Here is an 18,844-nt window from a genome sequence, read left to right as displayed (position 1 = left end):
CTTGTTTGAATTCTTCATAGATTTGTAATTCAAGCGACGTATAGTAAGGCCAGCGTCGTGTACATGACACTTGTACAAACTGCTGGATTATCCTGAAGTGTCATATTATTAGGTGTATTAAAATGCCAAGACGTCGCGTAGTCGCTGCTCGTGAGATCCTTCCAGATCCAAAATTTAGCAGCCAAACAATCGCTAAATTCATGAACCACGTAATGCAAGATGGTAAAAAATCTATTGCTGAAAGTATCGTTTACGGTGCTTTAGAACGCGTTCAAGAAAAAAACAAAGTAGACCCAGTTGAATTTTTCGAGACTACTCTTGAGAAAGTTCGTCCTATGGTCGAAGTAAAAGCACGCCGTGTTGGTGGTGCTACTTATCAAGTACCTATGGAAGTACGCCCATCCCGTCGTACTGCCTTAGCAATGCGTTGGTTAGTAGATGCTGCTGCTAAGCGTTCTGAAAAAACTATGGCTTTACGTCTTGCTGGCGAGTTGCTTGATGCAGCTGAAGGCAAAGGTGCCGCGATCAAAAAACGTGAAGACGTGCATCGTATGGCAGAAGCTAACAAAGCCTTCTCTCACTACCGTTTCTAAGCGGATAAAACAGTCCCTAATCAGGAGAATACTCATGCATACAGTAGCTAGATTCAACATTGCTCTCTACCAAAGTGGGGGCTTTGCGGGTATTTAAGTTGCCCCGTTTGAGTATTCGTGCGCATCAATTTAATTGATGCGCCCTGTTTTAAAGATAACATTTAGGAATGTAGACATCATGGCTCGCCAAACCCCAATTACTCGTTACCGTAACATCGGTATCTCTGCGCACATTGACGCAGGTAAAACAACTACAACTGAACGTATTTTGTTCTACACAGGTGTATCTCACAAAATTGGTGAAGTACACGACGGTGCAGCAACAATGGACTGGATGGAACAAGAGCAAGAGCGTGGTATTACAATTACCTCTGCTGCTACAACTTGTTTCTGGTCTGGTATGGCTAACCAATTCCAACAACACCGTATCAACGTAATTGATACACCGGGACACGTAGACTTCACAATTGAAGTTGAACGTTCTATGCGTGTTCTTGACGGTGCGTGCATGGTTTACTGTGCAGTTGGTGGTGTACAGCCTCAGTCTGAAACTGTATGGCGTCAAGCAAACAAATATAAAGTGCCTCGTTTAGCATTCGTGAACAAGATGGACCGTACTGGTGCAAACTTCTTCCGTGTTGTTGAACAAATGAAAACACGTTTGGGCGGTAACCCTGTGCCAATCGTTGTGCCAATCGGTGCTGAAGACACATTCCAAGGTGTTGTTGACCTTATCGAAATGAAGGCAATCATCTGGGATGAAGCTTCTCAAGGTATGAAGTTTGAATACGGTGATATTCCTGCTGACCTAGTTGATACTGCTCAAGAATGGCGTACTAACATGGTTGAAGCAGCTGCTGAAGCTTCTGAAGAATTAATGGACAAGTACCTAGAAGAAGGTGATCTTTCTAAAGAAGACATCATCGCTGGTTTACGTGCTCGTACATTAGCTTCTGAAATTCAAGTAATGCTTTGTGGTTCTGCGTTCAAAAACAAAGGTGTTCAACGTATGTTGGACGCTGTAATTGAATTCTTACCATCACCTACAGAAGTTAAAGCGATCGAAGGTATCCTTGACGATAAAGACGAAACTAAAGCGTCTCGTGAAGCATCTGACGAAGCTCCGTTCTCTGCACTTGCGTTCAAAATCATGAACGACAAATTCGTAGGTAACTTAACATTCGTACGTGTTTACTCTGGTGTTCTTAAACAAGGTGATCCGGTTTATAACCCAGTTAAAGCTAAGCGTGAACGTATCGGTCGTATCGTGCAAATGCACGCGAACGAGCGTCAAGATCTTGATGAAATCCGTGCAGGTGATATCGCAGCGTGTGTAGGTCTTAAAGACGTTACAACTGGTGATACATTATGTGATGAGAAAAACATCATTACTCTTGAGCGTATGGAATTCCCAGAGCCAGTAATTTCATTGGCTGTAGAACCAAAAACTAAAGCAGACCAAGAAAAAATGTCTATCGCTTTAGGCCGTTTGGCGAAAGAAGATCCATCGTTCCGTGTTCGTACTGATGAAGAATCTGGTCAAACAATTATTGCTGGTATGGGTGAGCTTCACCTTGACATCATCGTTGACCGTATGAAGCGTGAATTCGGTGTTGAAGCGAATATCGGTAAACCAATGGTTGCTTATCGTGAAACGATTAAGAAAACTGTTGAGCAAGAAGGTAAATTCGTACGTCAAACAGGTGGTAAAGGTAAGTTCGGTCACGTATATGTTCGTTTAGAACCGCTTGACGTTGAAACTGCTGGTAAAGAATACGAATTCGCTGAAGAAGTTGTTGGTGGTGTAGTACCTAAAGAATTCTTCGGTGCAGTTGATAAAGGTATTCAAGAACGTATGAAGAATGGTGTCTTGGCTGGTTACCCAGTTGTAGGCGTTAAAGCTGTTCTTTTCGACGGTTCTTACCACGATGTCGACTCTGACGAATTATCGTTCAAAATGGCTGGTTCTTATGCCTTCCGTGATGGTTTCATGAAAGCGGATCCTATCCTTCTTGAACCTATCATGAAAGTTGAAGTAGAAACTCCAGAAGACTACATGGGCGATATCATGGGTGACTTAAACCGTCGTCGTGGTATGGTTCAAGGTATGGACGATCTTCCTGGTGGAACAAAAGCAATTAAAGCAGAAGTTCCTCTTGCTGAGATGTTTGGTTACGCGACTCAAATGCGTTCTATGTCTCAAGGTCGTGCGACTTACTCAATGGAATTTGCTAAATATGCTGAAACTCCACGTAACGTGGCTGAAGGCATCATTGCTAAATTCCAAGCTGGCGGTAAAAAAGGTGACGACGAGTAATCTTTCGATTACTATAAGCCCTAACTAATTCTTAGTTGAAAACCAAGTGCTCATGGGGTGACCCTCCATGAGTAGTTAATAAAGGAAGATCATCATGGCTAAAGCCAAGTTTGAACGTAATAAACCACACGTAAACGTGGGTACAATCGGTCACGTTGACCATGGTAAAACAACTTTAACTGCTGCGATTGCAACTATTTGTGCAAAAACTTACGGCGGTGAAGCGAAAGATTACTCGCAAATCGACTCAGCACCTGAAGAAAAAGCACGTGGTATTACAATTAATACTTCACACGTAGAATACGATTCTCCAATTCGTCACTACGCACACGTTGACTGCCCGGGCCACGCCGATTACGTTAAAAACATGATCACTGGTGCTGCTCAGATGGACGGCGCGATCCTTGTATGTGCTGCGACTGACGGTCCAATGCCACAAACTCGTGAACACATCCTTCTTTCTCGTCAGGTTGGTGTACCTTACATCATCGTATTCTTAAACAAATGCGACCTTGTTGACGACGAAGAATTACTTGAATTAGTAGAAATGGAAGTTCGTGAACTTCTTTCTACTTACGACTTCCCAGGTGATGACACTCCAGTAATCCGTGGTTCAGCTCTTGCTGCTCTTAACGGTGAAGCAGGTCCTTACGGTGAAGAATCAGTTCTTGCTCTTGTAGCAGCTCTTGACTCTTACATCCCAGAACCAGAACGTGCTATCGACAAAGCATTCTTAATGCCAATCGAAGACGTATTCTCAATTTCTGGTCGTGGTACAGTAGTAACAGGCCGTGTAGAATCTGGTATCGTTAAAGTTGGTGAAGAAGTAGAGATCGTTGGTATTAAAGATACAGTTAAAACAACTGTAACTGGCGTAGAAATGTTCCGTAAACTTCTTGACGAAGGCCGTGCAGGCGAGAACTGTGGTGTATTACTTCGTGGTACTAAGCGTGAAGACGTACAACGTGGTCAAGTACTTGCTAAACCAGGTACAATCAAGCCGCACACTAAATTCGACGCAGAAGTATACGTACTTTCTAAAGAAGAAGGTGGTCGTCACACTCCATTCTTAAATGGTTACCGTCCACAGTTCTACTTCCGTACAACTGACGTAACTGGTGCGATCCAGTTGAAAGAAGGCGTTGAAATGGTAATGCCAGGTGACAACGTTGAAATGTCAGTAGAATTAATCCACCCAATCGCAATGGACCCAGGTCTACGTTTTGCGATCCGTGAAGGTGGTCGTACTGTAGGTGCTGGTGTTGTTGCGAAAGTAACTGCATAATCACTTTTCAGTGAAAAAAGCGCTCCTTTTGGGGCGCTTTTTTTATGTTTAATTGTTCGACAATTCAATAGAAAGCTGGCCTTAACTGATACTTCAATGTCCCTATTTGCACTTAAGCCTTTTTATTAACTTTGTATGATAAGAATCAAGAAAACGAACAATAAAGTTTAAGTAACTACGGTTACTAGCAAGGAGCTTTCACTATGAACGCTAAAGTAAATATTACGAATCGTGCCGGAGCAAGCTTTCCTGTACGTCGTATGAACTTTGACTTTAATGATGTACCAGAATACTGGATGAATGGTTCTGCTGGCCTTACACATTTTATGACAGCATTATCAGCACTATTTCCTGCTGGTGAAAAGTTCTTTATTGATAGTGTACGTGCGGTGCGTTATCACCCAGCGATTAAAAACAATGAAGAGCTACAAAAAGAAATTAGTGCTTTCATTGGTCAAGAGGCGATGCATACTCAAGAACATGTGAACTTTAATGCATCTGCACAAAAGTTCGGTCATGATGTAGAGTCGTTGGAAAAATTTACTGATACAGCTATTCAGACTGCGCGTAAAACTTTTGCAAAGATCGTAAAACCATTTGGTATGACGCAAGAAATGGTAGATTTAACTGCGACTACGGCTCTTGAGCATTTTACTGCAACGATTGCATCTCAGCTTTTAGTTAATACTCATATTCAAGAGCTTATGACAGACAAAACAATGTCAACTATGTGGTATTGGCATGCAATAGAAGAAAATGAACATAAAGCCGTAGCTTTTGATGTATACGAAGGCGTATTTGGCAAAGGTGTTAAAGCTTATGCATTACGTACAAGTTCACTTGTATTTGCGATGGCGCTTATTTTCGCAATTCAATCTTCGTTTGTACTCCGTCTTTTAAGAGAAGATAAAAAATTAAACTTAGATGAATTGTCTGTGATTTATAAATATGGTTATAGCCCGTCGAAAGGCATTATTACGGGTATGGCTAAAGAGATGTTGGCTTATTTTAAACCAGGCTTTCATCCTAATGATTTAGATACAGTTAGCCTATTAAAATCATGGAAAGCCAAACTTGGACTTTAAATTAAAAATAAAGTGAAAAGGACTGTTAGCAGTCCTTTTTTATTGTCTTGAAACCACTGCTCATTTTTAAAATTGATATATGTTCATTTTGCTCCAGAAAGGGGCTAGTGATGACCTCATCTGATAATTTGCTGTCCTCATCTGCACTTAAATAGCGCTTTCAAAGGCGTATTATTATAAATATTAAGAAAATAAATAAGGATATAAGTGAATTGATGATTCACTTAAAGGAGTCTGACATGAATGCTAAAGTAAATATTTCTAATCGTGCTGGAGCAAGTTTCCCTGTACGTCGTATGGACTTTGAATTTGCTCAAGTCCCACGTTATTGGGCAAATTACGATGCAGGATTAACTCACTTTATGACAGCATTATCGGCTCTTTTTCCTGAAGGCGAGCAGTTCTTTGTAAATAGTACACGTGCAGTACGAAATGATCCAAAGCTTGCTGACCCGGCTCTTCAAAAAGAAATAAGTGCTTTTATTGGTCAAGAAGCTATGCATTCTAAAGAACATTTAGCATTTAACGCTTCTGCGCAAGCGTATGGGTATGATGTTCGCAAAATGGAAAAGCAAACTGGTACAGTTATTAAAATGGGTACAGCAGTTGTAACCAAGTTAATGAAACCTTTTGGCTATACTAAAGAAATGATTGATTTGACAGGTACTTGTGCTTTAGAACATTTTACATCGACGATTGCCGCTGAACTTTTACAAAATCCTGAAATTCAGGCCATGTTCCAAGATGACACCATGTATCACTTATGGATGTGGCACGCAGTAGAAGAAAATGAACATAAAGCTGTTGCGTTTGATGTGTATACAAGTATGTATGGGCAAGGGCCAAAAGCTTATTTTATGCGCTCAACCGCTTTAATTATTGCGATGGCATTAATCTTCGCTACACAATCTTATTTTACTGCTAAGTTACTTAAGACTGATGACAAGCTAACTTGGAAAGATACGAAGTACATGCTCAAGTTTATGTACGGTCGTAAAGGTTTTATGACCCGTCAAATTCCTGAGTTACTTGATTTCTTAAGACCAAAATTCCATCCAAATGATTCAGATACGACAGCTTTATTGGCCACTTGGCGTGAAAAGTTAGGGCTTTAAAAAAACTGTTCGGAAAAAGAGCAATTTAATTGCTCTTTTTTTTACTCGTTTTTTCTATTTAAGTTTCTATAATACGTTTACTTTGAAATCTAAAAATGTGCTGAAACTCATGATCCGTACTATGCAAGCCTCCGATATTGATAGTGTTGCCCAAATTGAGAAGCTTGTTCAAACACATCCATGGTCTAGGCAGCAATTTGTAGAATCTGTGAACTCTTATCAGTGTACGGTAATTGAGTTAAATAATAAGGTCGTCGGTTTTTGTATTTTACAACCTGTGTTAGATGAAGCGAACTTATTGCTTATGGCAATTGATCCTCAAATGCAAGGTAAAGGTTTAGGATATCAATTGTTGGAAACCTCGATTGAGCGGTTAGAAAATCAACCTGTACAAATTTTTCTAGAGGTTCGTGAAAGTAATAAAGCAGCCATTGGTTTATACGAAAAAACAGGTTTTCATCAAATTGATGTGCGTCGCAATTATTACCCAACTCAAGAGGGTGGGCGTGAAAATGCCGTTATTATGGTAAAAAGCTGTACCGACGATTTTGCGTCTTTATTCTAAAATGGCTGTCTTGTTGTTTTAACAACAAGACAAAATCACATTATTTAATAATTAAATTATTCCATTCAGAAGGTAACGTTGTCATGAGAGAGTTACCTAACTGATTAATCTCCTCTGGCGATAATGATCTATTTAAGCGGCGCCATTGCCCATCTAATAAAAGTTCTAGTGGAGTATATTGAGATTTATAATTCATTTTGGCTGAGTGAGGTACCCAATAGCCTAAATAAAGATATTCTAAACCAAGTGATTTTACATATTCGATCTGATTCAAAATTGAATAAACACCTAAAGATCTGCGGTGCTCGTCTGGGTCGAAAAATGTATAGACCGCAGATAATCCATCATCCATTAAATCACATGTAGAAACGCTAATAAGACGATTGTCTTTCCATAGCTCTAAGAAGAAACTATCTGTACAACTATGAACTAGGAATTTTTCAAATTGATCTAAACTTGGCGGAAACATATCACCATCGGCATGGCGTTCGTTAATGTAACGTTCATATAAATCATAATGAATTTGTGCAGCTTGCCGTGTTGGCAGAACAGTCATGGTAAGGTCTTGATTCCGCTTCCATGCTTTTTTTTGCATACTGTTCATTTGGAAGTCGGCAACTGGAACACGACAAGACAAACACTGTCTGCATAAATGACATTCAGGACGATATACAAAGTCACCACTACGACGAAAACCTAATCGCGATAACTCTGAAAGAGTCACCACATCAATGCGATGAATCGGGTCTAAAAAGACCATACGTGCTGACTTATTTTCTAAATAGCTGCAATCGTGAGGTGGAGTAATATAGTACTGCAGATCATTTAAAAGGGACTTCGGGTGATATGATTTCATGATTGGTCCCTCCTGTTATCATTCCATTAATTTTGCATTTAATGCTATTGTTTTACTTGAAAATACACGTTCTTGATACTTTTTCCAATTGATAGAGGGGTGAATAATTACATCTTGTAACGATTTAAGATATTCCTGCCGAGAAAGTGTACAAGCCCCCAAGCTAATTAAGTGACTATTTACCAGTTGGCAGTCGACCCAAGGAAGCTGATTTTCTTGACCGATTAACATTAAAGTATAAAAAGCCATTTTAGAAACATCGGTTTGAGTACTAAACATAGACTCGCCAAAACAACCCTTACCAATCGTAACTCCATATAAACCGCCTACCAGCTGTTTGTCTTGCCAAACTTCTATGCTGTAGCCATAACCTGAATTAAACAACGCGCAGTAACCTTGAATAATATCTTCGCTAATCCAAGTTTCGTTAGCATAACTTCGAGGTAGTGAACATGAACGAATGACTTGTTCAAAAGCACGGTTTACCGTAATGGTGTAATCGTGCTTTTTCATGTTCCGAATGAGCGATTTACTTGGTTTATAGTTTTGAGGGTAAATCACACAGCGTGGTTCAGGACTCCACCAACAAATAGGTTCATCTTCATTAAACCAAGGAAAAAGTCCGTGAGTATATGCTTCATAGAGGGTAGAAGGGGAGAGGTCAGCACCAATGCAAATTAGACCATGACCATCTGGATCGGCTTCCTCTGGATCTGGAAAAATATATTGAGATAGAGGTAGTATGTTCATAAAACTAAAATAATGTGTGCTTAAGGGTTATGCTATAAAAATTAATTTGAGGCAGCCAGCAATTATTATAAATGATAAAAAAACAGCCGTTTTATAACGGCTGTTTGAAATATCTAAACTTAAAGATTATCTAGATATTTTTCTGCATCTAATGCTGCCATACAGCCTGAACCAGCTGAAGTAATGGCTTGACGGTAGATACTGTCAGCAACATCACCCGCAGCGAAAACACCTGCTACAGAAGTTGCTGTTGCATTACCTGAAGTACCGCTTTGTACTTGAATATAGCCATCACGTAAGTTCAACTGGCCTTCAAACATTCCAGTGTTTGGCTTATGACCAATGGCAACGAATAAGCCTTGAACTTGTACATCTTGTTTGCTTTCATCTTTTGTAGATTTTAAGCGAACACCTGTTACGCCAGTATTGTCACCAAGGACTTCTTCAACTTCATGATTCCAGATAATACTGATCTTGCCTTCTTTTTCTTTAGCAAATAAGTGATCTTGTAAAATCTTCTCAGAGCGTAAAGAATCGCGGCGATGAACCAGTGTTACATGTTCAGCAATATTTGATAAATAAAGCGCTTCTTCAACAGCGGTGTTACCACCACCTACAACCATTACTTTTTGGTTTTTATAGAAGAAGCCATCACATGTTGCACATGCGCTCACGCCTTGGCCCATAAACTTTTGTTCAGACTCTAAACCAAGATATTGAGCTGTCGCACCAGTTGCAATAATTAATGCATCACAAGTGTACTCATCCATATCACCTTTAAGAACAAAAGGACGTACATTTAAGTCCACTTCATTAATATGGTCATAGACGAGTTCAGTACCGAAGCGTTCAGCATGTGCTTGCATACGGTCCATTAAAGCAGGACCAGTCAAACCTTCAGGATCGCCCGGCCAGTTGTCAACTTCGGTTGTCGTTGTAAGTTGGCCGCCAAGTTGTAAACCAGCAATAAGTGTTGGTTTAAGATTTGCACGTGCTGCATATACAGCTGCACTATAACCCGCAGGACCAGAACCGAGAATAATTAACCGAGAATGACGAGCACTCATTGAGGGTATCCTTATTTATTTCGAGAATTTTGAAAATTATACGTGAAATTGCCGACCAATAGCGTGAAATCAATGTGGATAATATTGATCAGGACAATCGAATTAAGTTATATAACAATATAGAAGAGCCTTATGTTAACAACAACTGTAAAGAATCATGCACCTTTTTTGTAAGAACAGGTGCATAATATAAAGTTCATTCGTTGAAGATCTGAAATGTAGGTCTTCACATCTCTAAACCAATAATTAAATGGGTTACAGGACAGTATATGACTGCGGTGTCAAGTGTTTATGCACAGCGCTTATTGATGACATTATTCTTGGTCTCTTTTGGTATTTATATGTTTCTGGCGACAGTAACGTATACGCCATTTGATCCGGGCTGGATGCATATTTCAAGTGATACTCAGCAAGTATCCAATGCAAGTGGTATTGCCGGTGCATGGATTGCAGATTTGCTGTTTGGCTTTTTAGGTTGGGCAAGTTTACTTATTCCAATTTTCTTATTTGTTGAAGCTATTCAAGTCTGGTGGCCGCATAGTTTTCTAAACCGTCCATTCCGTTATGCTGCTCAGTTCTTCTTAATTCTTGTTGTGTCTAGTTTGCTTTACTTACACTGGAATGTACCTGCAGATACTTTAGATAATGCGGCAGGTGGGATTATTGGTTATGAATTAGGGCAGAGCTTATCTCAACTGTTAACAATTTATGGTGCGACCTTATTTTTATTGGTTTTCGGAGTGGTATTGTTCACTTTGGCATTTGGGGTGCAGTGGAGCAAAACATGGGTTACGCTCAAAGCAATGCCGAGTTATTTACAAGATTTATTCTATAAGAATGTATCGCCAAATGAATCTGCTTATGATTTAACTACACAGCCTGCAAATAAAACAGCAACGGTAAAAGTTGCCGAGATGCCTAAAGCTGAAGTTAATGATGAAGCAGAGCTAAATGTTCAGCCAGAAAAAACTCAAGCCAAAGCTAGCTCTACACGACACGATGAAATGGCGGAGCGTTTATTTGCCGATGTGTTAGCGAAAGAGCAAAGTCAGTCTGAAACTGTTGAAGAAAAACCAGCGCCTCAGCCAGAAAACTTTGAGCGTACGCTTGAACAAGCTCAACAGCTTAAAAAAGACAGTGAGCGTTTAGTAGCGACAGGTGAGGTTTGGCGTGCCCTACAGCGCGATGATGCAAGTCATAAGCAAGAAATTGATGCACTGTTAAGAGCTGCGGATGATTCAAATGAACATCCAAGTCATGAGCAATTCCAAGAAACGGCTTATCAGGCTAAACAAGCACAACCTCAAGCATCGAATATTCATCAAGGCTTAGATTGGAATGATGATGAGATTTTTGATGAATTGCTTGCAGCAGTTCCAAATAGTAAAACTGCTACTGATGTACATACTCCGTTCGTTCAAGATCATCATGTTGAATCAGCAGTAGCACCGCAAGCACCTCATACATCAGTTGAAACATCTGTACCTGTATCGAATTTAAATCAGTCACCTAAAAACTTATCAAATGAACAAGTATTTGATGATTTCGATGATTTATTAATTGATGAAGATATTGCTCCAGCACCTCAATCGGTCAAAGCAAGTAGCTATGCGCAATCTTCAGCATTTGTAAAAGCTCCTATTCAAACTACGATTGGTGCAGAGAAGCTTTCAAAAGAAGAATTTATTGAAGCTTGGCAAGAAACTGCTGGAAAGCCAGAAGACAATCTTGAGGATGAATTCGATTTTGATGCGCCATTAACAGATGCATCAGGTCGACCAATGTCGCGTGCAATGCAGGTAGCCAAAAAGCGTTTAGATTTACCAACATTACCGGGCTTTGAATTACTTGATAAGGTTGACCCAAATAAGAAAGTTAACTTTACCGAAGAGCAGCTTTCGCGTTTGTCTGAATTGCTTGAGATTAAATTACAAGAATTTAATGTGAAGGCGCAGGTTGTTGAAGCTCAGCCGGGTCCAGTTGTTACACGTTTTGAATTAGATTTAGCACCGGGTGTGAAAGCATCTAAAGTGACTAATATTTCCCGTGACTTGGCGCGCTCAATGTCTATGGCATCAGTACGTGTTGTGGAGGTTATTCCGGGTAAACCATATATTGGTATTGAAGTACCAAATAGTGCCCGTGAAATGGTACGTTTAATTGAGCTGTTGGAAACACCAGCATATCGTGACCCAAGTGCTCTGATTAGTATGGCAATGGGTAAAGATATTTCGGGTAATCCGGTACTAACAGACTTGGCAAAAGCACCGCATATGTTAGTTGCGGGTACAACTGGCTCGGGTAAATCTGTTGCCGTTAACTCGATGATTTTGTCGATGTTACTTAAATATACGCCAGATCAATTACGTTTAATTTTAATTGACCCGAAACAGCTTGAATTGGCTAACTATAACGATATTCCGCATTTATTAACGCCTGTAGTCACTGACATGAAAGATGCAGTTAGTGCATTAAACTGGTGTGTAAATGAAATGGAACGCCGTTATAAGCTTATGTCGTTCCTTAAAATTCGTAAGTTAAGTGACTACAACCGAAAAGTTGAAGAAGCAATTGCGAATGGAGAAGACTTGATTGATCCAACATGGAAACCAAGTGATTCAGCGACACAAGAGCGTGCACCTCGTTTAACGCCATTACCATCAATTGTGATTGTGGCAGATGAGTTTGCCGACATGATCATGCAGGTAGGCAAGAAAGCAGAAGAAATGATTACGCGTTTGGCGCAAAAATCTCGTGCTGCTGGTATTCACCTATTGCTTGCAACTCAACGTCCATCGGTAGATGTCATTACAGGTCTTATTAAAGCCAATATTCCAACGCGTGTAGCTTTACGTGTAAACAGTAAAATCGACTCACGTACTATTTTGGATGCAGGTGGTGCAGAAGACTTGTTAGGTCATGGTGATATGCTGTTCTTAGGGCCAGGTAAGATTGAGCCAGAACGTGTACATGGTGCATTTATTAGTGATGATGAAGTTAACCGAATCTGTGATGCATGGCGTGAACGTGGTGAACCAGACTACGTAGATGAGATCTTAACACCATTTGATGAAGAGCCAGCTTCGCGTGGCTTTGAAGAGGGGGATGGTGCTTCAGACCGTGATGCACTTTATGATCAATGTGTATCGTTTGTCCTAGAAACTCGTAAGGCCTCTACATCATCATTACAGCGTAAGTTTAGCTTAGGTTATAACCGTGCTGCACGTATTATCGACCAAATGGAAGAGAACGGTATTGTCAGTGCTATGGGCGCCAATGGTAAGCGAGATATTTTAGTTTAATATCTACATTTAAAATTAAGCCTCTTCGGAGGCTTTTTTATGGTTAAAAATAATCATTATTCAGTGGTAGTTTGAGATTTTATCAAATAGTAAAAAATGCTAATGTGTGCTTCTAAATAAAAAACAATGAAACAAATCAGGAGGACAACATGTTAGTTGCATTAATTACGTTAGCTTTTATTCATTTTTGTGCGCTTATTACTCCAGGGCCTGATTTTTTTCTGGTATCACAGACCGCAGTGAGCCGCTCTCGTAAAGAAGCCATGTTGGTTGTGGCAGGAATAACAGCAGGTGTTATGTTTTGGGCTTCTTTAGCATTGATGGGCTTAAATATTATTTTTGAGAAAATGGCTTGGTTAAAGCAAGGGTTACTCATCGCAGGTGGTTTATACCTATGTTGGTTAGGCTATCAAATGTTGCGTTCAGCATTTTCAAAAGATCAGCAGCAAGAGGTTACAGCTGTTGAGTTGCCTAAAGCACCTTACTTATTTTTTATGAAGGGATTACTCACCAATTTATCGAATCCTAAAGCCGTGATTTATTTTGGTAGTGTATTCTCTTTATTTTTAGCTAACCCTCAGCTTGATCAAGTTCATTGGTTGCTTTTTATTATTGTGTCGGTTGAAACGATTTTATGGTTTTGCTTTGTGACTTTTATTTTCTCGTTACCGAGTTTCAGAGTGGCTTACCGTAATTTTTCAAAATGGATTGATGGTATTTCCGGTGGTATTTTTACCGTATTCGGTATTTTTCTGATTGGAAATCGCTAAATCCAGATAATAAAAAAGCCTCTTAAAGAGGCTTTTTAAATCACTAAATTTTAGTATTTTTAAAATATCAATAAGTTAAATTTTAGATCACTTATACAGGAATCATATAATAAAACTGATAAGAATCAGTAGCCACATAATAGAACCTATAATAATTAAAGTGATTTGAGATGTATTGAATTTCTCTTGCTCAATTGTCGTTTCTATTTGTTTTTGTGCATAGTTCAGTGCTTTAAATGCTGGTATTAAGAATATAATATCGCAGAGAGAGATGAGCCAATAGGGCTCTGGTAAGTAAACCAGTAAATTCGTAATTAGATATGCTAAATACATCCAGCCTGACGAGAAGTCATGAGGATATTCTTGTTCTTTTGAATAGGTTTTTATTCGACTAAATAGTGAATATAAAAAGAATATAGAAAAAACTGCACGGGCAGCAGGCATAATATTTAATTTATCTTTGATTAGAAAAAATCGCCATGCTTTAAATATCCACCAAATTTGGTATAGGCCAAAGGAAATTATGGATAGAACGATAAACTTATTAAGGCTAATAACTTTTAAATTTTCTATATGATTTGATTGGATAGATTGTGTTTGATTTAAATTAATAGGTTCTGGATTCATGAATTTGTATTTGGAATGAAATAGTGCTGATGACTTTAAGATTATTTTTTATAAAAGTAAATAATTTAAATACTTGAATAAACCACATAATCTATCTACTAAGTTTTACCAAGATAGATTATGTAGTCTTATTCAAATAAAAAAAGCTTAAGCAAATTTTGCTAAAACTTCTAAAAACGGCGCTGATTGACGCGGAAACTTAGCAATCACGTCGTGAATGCGTTCGCCTTCAGGATTTGTTGCATTGATATCTCGCCCATCTGCAACGAATTTAGTCAAAAGACGTTCATAGTCATTTGGACGCATATGTTTGAAAGCATGGTAGAGCACATGAAAGTCTGCGTTCACACCATTTGGAGGAAGTTGGTTGAGGTAGGCAAAAACACGCTCATCGGACCATTCTTCATTGAAAGTTGCTGGCTGTGATAATGCCATGACAATCTCCTCATTTTAAAAAAGGCAAAATAACTTGCGTTATTTTGCCTTGATTCTGATTTATTGAATAGTCAGAAATAGAATTATCGTTCTTCAGGTAAATTGATATTCATTTCTAACATTTCGATATTTGCTTCAGAACGAACTTGCATTTGGATATGCTGTTCGCCTACACCACTTACATAACGACTGACCACCTGCATGATTTCTTTCTTCATTTGGTCAATCTTGTCTTGGCTTAAACGACGGCCTAAACCTTGTTCTGATGCAACAATAACTTTTAAACGATCTTTGGCAGTTTGAGCACTTGATGGTTTTTCTTCACTGCTAAATAATTTACTCCAGAATCCTGCCATATCTACGCTCCAAATAGTCGTGCTAACCAGCCTTTAGGTTGAGCTGTGATGTGTCGATAAGGGCGGTCTTCGCCAAGAAAGCGAGCAACCAAGTCATCATACGCTTGGCCAGCTTTAGTTTCTGAGTACAGAATAACTGGCTTACCTTCGTTTGATGCTTGTAATACACTTGGACATTCAGGAATAACACCTAATGTCGGTACGCGTAAAATATCTTTAGAAATATCATCAATCGTCAGCATTTCCTGACGGTCAGCACGTTCAGGGTTAAAACGTGTAATACATAAATGCTTACGTATACGTCCTTCGTTGTGTTCAACTTTTTTAGTTTTGCTGTCTAACATTCCGATGATGCGGTCAGAGTCACGTACTGAAGAAATTTCAGGGTTTGTCACAATGATTGCTTCATCTGCATGGTACATTGCTAAAATCGCACCACGCTCGATCCCCGCAGGTGAGTCACAAATAATGTAATCAAATTCTTGAGAAAGCTCATCAATTACACGAGCAACACCTTCGTCGCTCAAAGCATCTTTATCACGGGTTTGTGAAGCCGGCAAAATGTAAAGGTTTTCGATATCTTTATCGCGAATAAGGGCTTGTTGCAGACGTGCTTCATTATTAATTACATTGACGAAATCATAAACAACACGACGCTCACACCCCATAATTAAATCAAGGTTACGTAAGCCTACATCAAAGTCAATCACAACAGTTTTATGACCACGAAGGGCTAAACCTGTTGCAAAAGATGCACTCGTTGTAGTTTTACCTACACCACCTTTGCCTGATGTTACGACAACAATTTTGGCCACCGAATCCACTCCTATTATGGTCATACATACACCCTTAAAAGGGCTGTTTTTTGGTGATTTGCTTAATAAACTAAAGTTCTAGAGCTTCAAATTCAAGCTCTTGCTTTTCATTTAAATAAATATGTACTGGCTTTTTTACCACATGTTTAGGGATATCATCTGCGACACAATATGTTCCGGCAATGGAAACGAGTTCAGCCTCTAAAGATTGGCAAAAAATGCGTGCAGCAGCGTGCCCACCCGCACCAGCAATGACTCTACCACGAACCGTGCCATAAATATGTATATTTCCTGAAGCAATCACTTCAGATCCACTATTCATGCCAGCTTTTAAAATAATATCGCCTTGGTCTTGTACAAGAGATTGGCCTGTACGCAAAATTTCATCATGATAAGAGGTAATATGGGCAACTGCATTATTATTTAGTGGTTTTTTTGTTTCTGTTGAAGCTTGTGCAGGGGCAGCTTTCTCTACAATTGCAACTTGCTCCGCAGTTGCTTTAATGCGTTGTAATGGCTGGTCTGCCGGTAATACAGGGAACTGAATGGCGCGTGCTTCATCACCTAAAATACCGTCAATAACCGCCATAGGCTGTAAACCTAAGCTGACTAACAACTGAATTAAAGCAATGAGCTCTTGCTCAACAGTACTATCTATAATAACGACAGTTCCCTGATAGGAACCTTCATTTAGAATATTTGATAATTGCTGGCGGATCACATCATGATCATTCGTATCGAAGGTTATCCTGCTAAAGTTAACCATTCTGCCGGTAATCCGGATATCAGCCATAAGTCTTCCTTCAAGGCGTTAAAACGAGCTGTAATATCGTTAAGTTTATTGTAAATAGAGCAAATGCTAGAACAAATCGTGCCAATTCTCTAGCGTGTTTCATAAAAAATTAAGTAAATGCTTATTCTTTGATTCGATCATGCTCCGCAAGGGTTTGTTGCCACTGTTTGACTTTAACTTGTTTGCGAATTGCTTCGAGACTTTCAAACACTACAGACTCTACAAGTTGTTCAAGCTCACGGTTATTAATATTCACGTTACTTATTTTTTCTGAAATTAATTGATAAGTTGCATTGGGCTGTTCTTTTGACCCTTCAATTAAAGGTTCAATTAAACCTGCACTGATATTTTCCCCAAGTCTTTGACCAATACTTTGTATTTGCTGTTCAATACGGCCTCCGACTAAAGGAATTAAGCGTAATAATTGGGTTAATTCTGGCGTATCTTCTATGGCTTGATCAACAATTTGTCCAACACCTTTTGTAATTGCGGGCTTTTGTTCTTTTAATGCTGTAGCTAAGGATTCTTGTAATATGGAGGTCAGGGTAACCGTAAATTGTTCACGATGATGGTTAACCAGCTCATGAATAATTTGCTTATGTGTTGAGCTTGTTTGAAGCTCATTACGAATGCCATCAATAACCGTAATAACCACGCGATCAGATAGCTCTTCCATAACGACACGATAATAAAATAAACCGTTTTTTCTCCAGCTTTCAGGAATAACCGGATAGCCTAACTCATATAAGCGATAGGCAATAATGCCGGCACGAAACAAACGTAAAAAACGCAATTGCGGAATGATGGCTAAAATTTCATACCAGTGAATAAATGGAAAGAAGAACCAACGTTTATGGTGTTTATAAACAATAGAAATGCCCCAACGGACAAAAAATTCAGTAATTAAAAAGCCAATAAACCAAGCTTCTGTCGTAATTACCCATGGGTGTAAATAGGTTTTATAAAAGCTGAGTACTTGGGGCAAGTGAATATGTTCGAAAAACCATGCCCCAATACTGCTCATTAAAAAGAAATTTGCTGCAAGACAGAACAGATTGAAAATAATAATAAACACCATAAAGATGTCATAAACCAAAAACAGCTTAAATGAAATGCTGTTTGGGTCCATATGGTAATATTGTGCTTGTTTTCTGGAACTGTTTTGCATAGCTATAAATGCTTTTAATGAGTTGAAGTAGTATATCGAGCTTTCATTTGTTCGATGAGTTGATCTTTTTCAGTCCAGAGTTCATGTACCCATTGTTGAAAACGCTCACGGTAAACTGGGTCATCTTCGTAGTTACCGCCGAGTACCCAAGCTGGTATTTCAATTTTACGAAGATTTACCGCAATTTGTGAAACATCACCTAACCAGAAATCGCCATAACCTGGTACACCGTCAGGGTAAACAATCGTCATATCAACTAAAGCATCAATTTTGTCGCCTAAAATATTTAAAGCCAGTGCCAAACCACCTGCTTTAGGTTTTAGTAAGTGTTTATATGGCGAATTTTGTTGATCATGTTTTTCCTGAGTAAAGCGTGTACCTTCCAAATAGTTTAATAATGTAAAAGGTTGGCTTAAGAGCTGTTCGCATGCTTTACGTGCTTCCATCATATCGCGGTCTTTTAATTCAGGGTTTTTCGCGATTTGCTCTTTGGTATGACGTTTCATCATTGGGAAGCCTAAAATTTTAAAGGCTTGACCAACGAATGGAATAAAGATGAGTTCCCACTTGGTAAAAAAACGGGTAAGTGGCATACGGGTTAAGCCGAAATACTGGTTTACAGTCGTATCAACCCAACTTTGATGGTTACAAGTCATTAAGTAACGGCCTTGCATACTTAAATCAAGACCTTCATCGATCGTAATGTCCCATTTTAAATTAGGTAGAACATGGTCAATGAGCCAATTGTTGACACTGAGCCAGCTATTTGTAATTTGAATGTTGGTTTCATCTACTTTGGATGATTTTTTAAATAACTTGGTTAAACCCAAAGCCAATACAGGTGGTCCATGAAAAAAGGTGCTACCTGTAATGACTGTACCGACAGTGAGTCCACGTGTAATTTTTTTTAGCGCAGATTGCTTATTGGGTGCAGTTGACATATAA

18 protein-coding genes are annotated in these 18,844 nt (G+C 39.1%); 8 read left to right on the top strand and 10 right to left on the bottom strand.

Annotated elements, in window-relative coordinates; all coding sequences use genetic code 11:
* Window positions 1–122 precede the first annotated feature (122 nt).
* The 6 genes from rpsG (at window position 123) to rimI (ending at window position 6,960) form a co-directional block, all read left to right on the top strand.
* On the top strand, window positions 123–593 hold the full coding sequence (gene rpsG / locus F984_RS14085; RefSeq protein WP_001138055.1) for a 30S ribosomal protein S7: 471 nt from the start codon (window positions 123–125) through the stop codon (window positions 591–593).
* A gap of 178 nt (window positions 594–771) precedes the next feature.
* On the top strand, window positions 772–2,910 hold the full coding sequence (gene fusA / locus F984_RS14080; protein ID WP_002050327.1) for an elongation factor G: 2,139 nt from the start codon (window positions 772–774) through the stop codon (window positions 2,908–2,910).
* Window positions 2,911–3,004: 94 nt separating this feature from the next.
* A complete protein-coding gene (tuf, locus tag F984_RS14075; RefSeq protein WP_002157016.1) occupies window positions 3,005–4,195 on the top strand; it encodes an elongation factor Tu in 1,191 nt (396 codons plus the stop codon).
* A gap of 203 nt (window positions 4,196–4,398) precedes the next feature.
* Window positions 4,399–5,280, top strand: a complete 882-nt coding sequence (locus tag F984_RS14070) for a metal-dependent hydrolase (protein ID WP_004710249.1) — start codon at window positions 4,399–4,401, stop codon at window positions 5,278–5,280.
* A gap of 239 nt (window positions 5,281–5,519) precedes the next feature.
* Window positions 5,520–6,395, top strand: a complete 876-nt coding sequence (locus F984_RS14065; protein ID WP_002052039.1) for a metal-dependent hydrolase — start codon at window positions 5,520–5,522, stop codon at window positions 6,393–6,395.
* Window positions 6,396–6,504: 109 nt separating this feature from the next.
* A complete protein-coding gene (gene rimI / locus F984_RS14060; RefSeq protein ID WP_004710246.1) occupies window positions 6,505–6,960 on the top strand; it encodes a ribosomal protein S18-alanine N-acetyltransferase in 456 nt (151 codons plus the stop codon).
* A 40-nt stretch (window positions 6,961–7,000) separates the two neighbouring features.
* On the opposite strand, the gene F984_RS14055 is transcribed toward rimI, so the two are convergent.
* The 3 genes from F984_RS14055 to trxB form a co-directional block, all read right to left on the bottom strand.
* Entirely contained in the window at window positions 7,001–7,816 is an 816-nt protein-coding gene (locus F984_RS14055; protein ID WP_002052085.1) for an arginyltransferase, read from the bottom strand.
* A gap of 18 nt (window positions 7,817–7,834) precedes the next feature.
* The gene (aat, locus tag F984_RS14050) at window positions 7,835–8,566 is read right to left on the bottom strand and encodes a leucyl/phenylalanyl-tRNA--protein transferase (protein WP_004710244.1); all 732 of its coding nucleotides are present in this window, start codon (window positions 8,564–8,566) and stop codon (window positions 7,835–7,837) included.
* 119 nt (window positions 8,567–8,685) lie between these two features.
* The gene (trxB, locus tag F984_RS14045; RefSeq protein WP_002052068.1) at window positions 8,686–9,633 is read right to left on the bottom strand and encodes a thioredoxin-disulfide reductase; all 948 of its coding nucleotides are present in this window, start codon (window positions 9,631–9,633) and stop codon (window positions 8,686–8,688) included.
* Between the two features lie 269 nt (window positions 9,634–9,902).
* On the opposite strand from trxB, the gene F984_RS14040 reads away from it, so the two are divergent.
* Window positions 9,903–12,935, top strand: coding sequence for a DNA translocase FtsK (locus F984_RS14040; protein ID WP_004710242.1), 3,033 nt, complete (start codon window positions 9,903–9,905; stop codon window positions 12,933–12,935).
* Between the two features lie 149 nt (window positions 12,936–13,084).
* On the top strand, window positions 13,085–13,705 hold the full coding sequence (rhtC, locus tag F984_RS14035; RefSeq protein WP_002052086.1) for a threonine export protein RhtC: 621 nt from the start codon (window positions 13,085–13,087) through the stop codon (window positions 13,703–13,705).
* 102 nt (window positions 13,706–13,807) lie between these two features.
* Here rhtC and F984_RS14030 read toward each other — a convergent pair whose 3' ends face one another.
* From F984_RS14030 to F984_RS14000, 7 genes are all read right to left on the bottom strand, one after another.
* Window positions 13,808–14,332 carry a hypothetical protein gene (locus F984_RS14030; RefSeq protein ID WP_004710239.1) on the bottom strand — a complete coding sequence of 175 codons (525 nt, stop codon included), beginning with the start codon at window positions 14,330–14,332 and terminating at the stop codon, window positions 13,808–13,810.
* A 147-nt stretch (window positions 14,333–14,479) separates the two neighbouring features.
* Window positions 14,480–14,767 carry a PA4642 family protein gene (locus F984_RS14025; protein WP_001218560.1) on the bottom strand — a complete coding sequence of 96 codons (288 nt, stop codon included), beginning with the start codon at window positions 14,765–14,767 and terminating at the stop codon, window positions 14,480–14,482.
* 83 nt (window positions 14,768–14,850) lie between these two features.
* The gene (minE, locus tag F984_RS14020) at window positions 14,851–15,123 is read right to left on the bottom strand and encodes a cell division topological specificity factor MinE (protein ID WP_000896934.1); all 273 of its coding nucleotides are present in this window, start codon (window positions 15,121–15,123) and stop codon (window positions 14,851–14,853) included.
* 2 nt (window positions 15,124–15,125) lie between these two features.
* On the bottom strand, window positions 15,126–15,938 hold the full coding sequence (gene minD / locus F984_RS14015) for a septum site-determining protein MinD (RefSeq protein ID WP_001074362.1): 813 nt from the start codon (window positions 15,936–15,938) through the stop codon (window positions 15,126–15,128).
* 70 nt (window positions 15,939–16,008) lie between these two features.
* Window positions 16,009–16,731, bottom strand: coding sequence for a septum site-determining protein MinC (minC, locus tag F984_RS14010; protein ID WP_002052013.1), 723 nt, complete (start codon window positions 16,729–16,731; stop codon window positions 16,009–16,011).
* Window positions 16,732–16,852: 121 nt separating this feature from the next.
* Entirely contained in the window at window positions 16,853–17,899 is a 1,047-nt protein-coding gene (locus F984_RS14005) for a hypothetical protein (RefSeq protein WP_004710238.1), read from the bottom strand.
* A 14-nt stretch (window positions 17,900–17,913) separates the two neighbouring features.
* On the bottom strand, window positions 17,914–18,840 hold the full coding sequence (locus tag F984_RS14000; RefSeq protein ID WP_002051994.1) for an acyltransferase: 927 nt from the start codon (window positions 18,838–18,840) through the stop codon (window positions 17,914–17,916).
* Window positions 18,841–18,844 lie beyond the last annotated feature (4 nt).

It is taken from the genome of Acinetobacter nosocomialis NIPH 2119 (assembly GCF_000368085.1).
In the GTDB taxonomy this organism is placed as follows: Bacteria; Pseudomonadota; Gammaproteobacteria; order Pseudomonadales; family Moraxellaceae; genus Acinetobacter; species Acinetobacter nosocomialis.
Note: the sequence above shows the minus strand (reverse complement) of the source record. Positions and strands in the feature narration are given on the sequence as shown.

What these genes read in the sequence shown, in the direction of transcription:
- fusA (WP_002050327.1), top strand. Translation starts at nt 772, where the DNA reads ATGGCTCGCCAAACCCCAATTACTCGTTACCGTAACATCGGTATCTCT.
- F984_RS14065 (WP_002052039.1), top strand. Translation starts at nt 5,520, where the DNA reads ATGAATGCTAAAGTAAATATTTCTAATCGTGCTGGAGCAAGTTTCCCT.
- F984_RS14040 (WP_004710242.1), top strand. Translation starts at nt 9,903, where the DNA reads ATGACTGCGGTGTCAAGTGTTTATGCACAGCGCTTATTGATGACATTA.
- F984_RS14025 (WP_001218560.1), bottom strand. Translation starts at nt 14,767, where the DNA reads ATGGCATTATCACAGCCAGCAACTTTCAATGAAGAATGGTCCGATGAG.
- rhtC (WP_002052086.1), top strand. Translation starts at nt 13,085, where the DNA reads ATGTTAGTTGCATTAATTACGTTAGCTTTTATTCATTTTTGTGCGCTT.
- F984_RS14000 (WP_002051994.1), bottom strand. Translation starts at nt 18,840, where the DNA reads ATGTCAACTGCACCCAATAAGCAATCTGCGCTAAAAAAAATTACACGT.
- F984_RS14070 (WP_004710249.1), top strand. Translation starts at nt 4,399, where the DNA reads ATGAACGCTAAAGTAAATATTACGAATCGTGCCGGAGCAAGCTTTCCT.
- F984_RS14005 (WP_004710238.1), bottom strand. Translation starts at nt 17,899, where the DNA reads ATGCAAAACAGTTCCAGAAAACAAGCACAATATTACCATATGGACCCA.
- minC (WP_002052013.1), bottom strand. Translation starts at nt 16,731, where the DNA reads ATGGCTGATATCCGGATTACCGGCAGAATGGTTAACTTTAGCAGGATA.
- tuf (WP_002157016.1), top strand. Translation starts at nt 3,005, where the DNA reads ATGGCTAAAGCCAAGTTTGAACGTAATAAACCACACGTAAACGTGGGT.
- F984_RS14030 (WP_004710239.1), bottom strand. Translation starts at nt 14,332, where the DNA reads ATGAATCCAGAACCTATTAATTTAAATCAAACACAATCTATCCAATCA.
- rimI (WP_004710246.1), top strand. Translation starts at nt 6,505, where the DNA reads ATGATCCGTACTATGCAAGCCTCCGATATTGATAGTGTTGCCCAAATT.
- aat (WP_004710244.1), bottom strand. Translation starts at nt 8,566, where the DNA reads ATGAACATACTACCTCTATCTCAATATATTTTTCCAGATCCAGAGGAA.
- rpsG (WP_001138055.1), top strand. Translation starts at nt 123, where the DNA reads ATGCCAAGACGTCGCGTAGTCGCTGCTCGTGAGATCCTTCCAGATCCA.
- minE (WP_000896934.1), bottom strand. Translation starts at nt 15,123, where the DNA reads ATGGCAGGATTCTGGAGTAAATTATTTAGCAGTGAAGAAAAACCATCA.
- trxB (WP_002052068.1), bottom strand. Translation starts at nt 9,633, where the DNA reads ATGAGTGCTCGTCATTCTCGGTTAATTATTCTCGGTTCTGGTCCTGCG.
- F984_RS14055 (WP_002052085.1), bottom strand. Translation starts at nt 7,816, where the DNA reads ATGAAATCATATCACCCGAAGTCCCTTTTAAATGATCTGCAGTACTAT.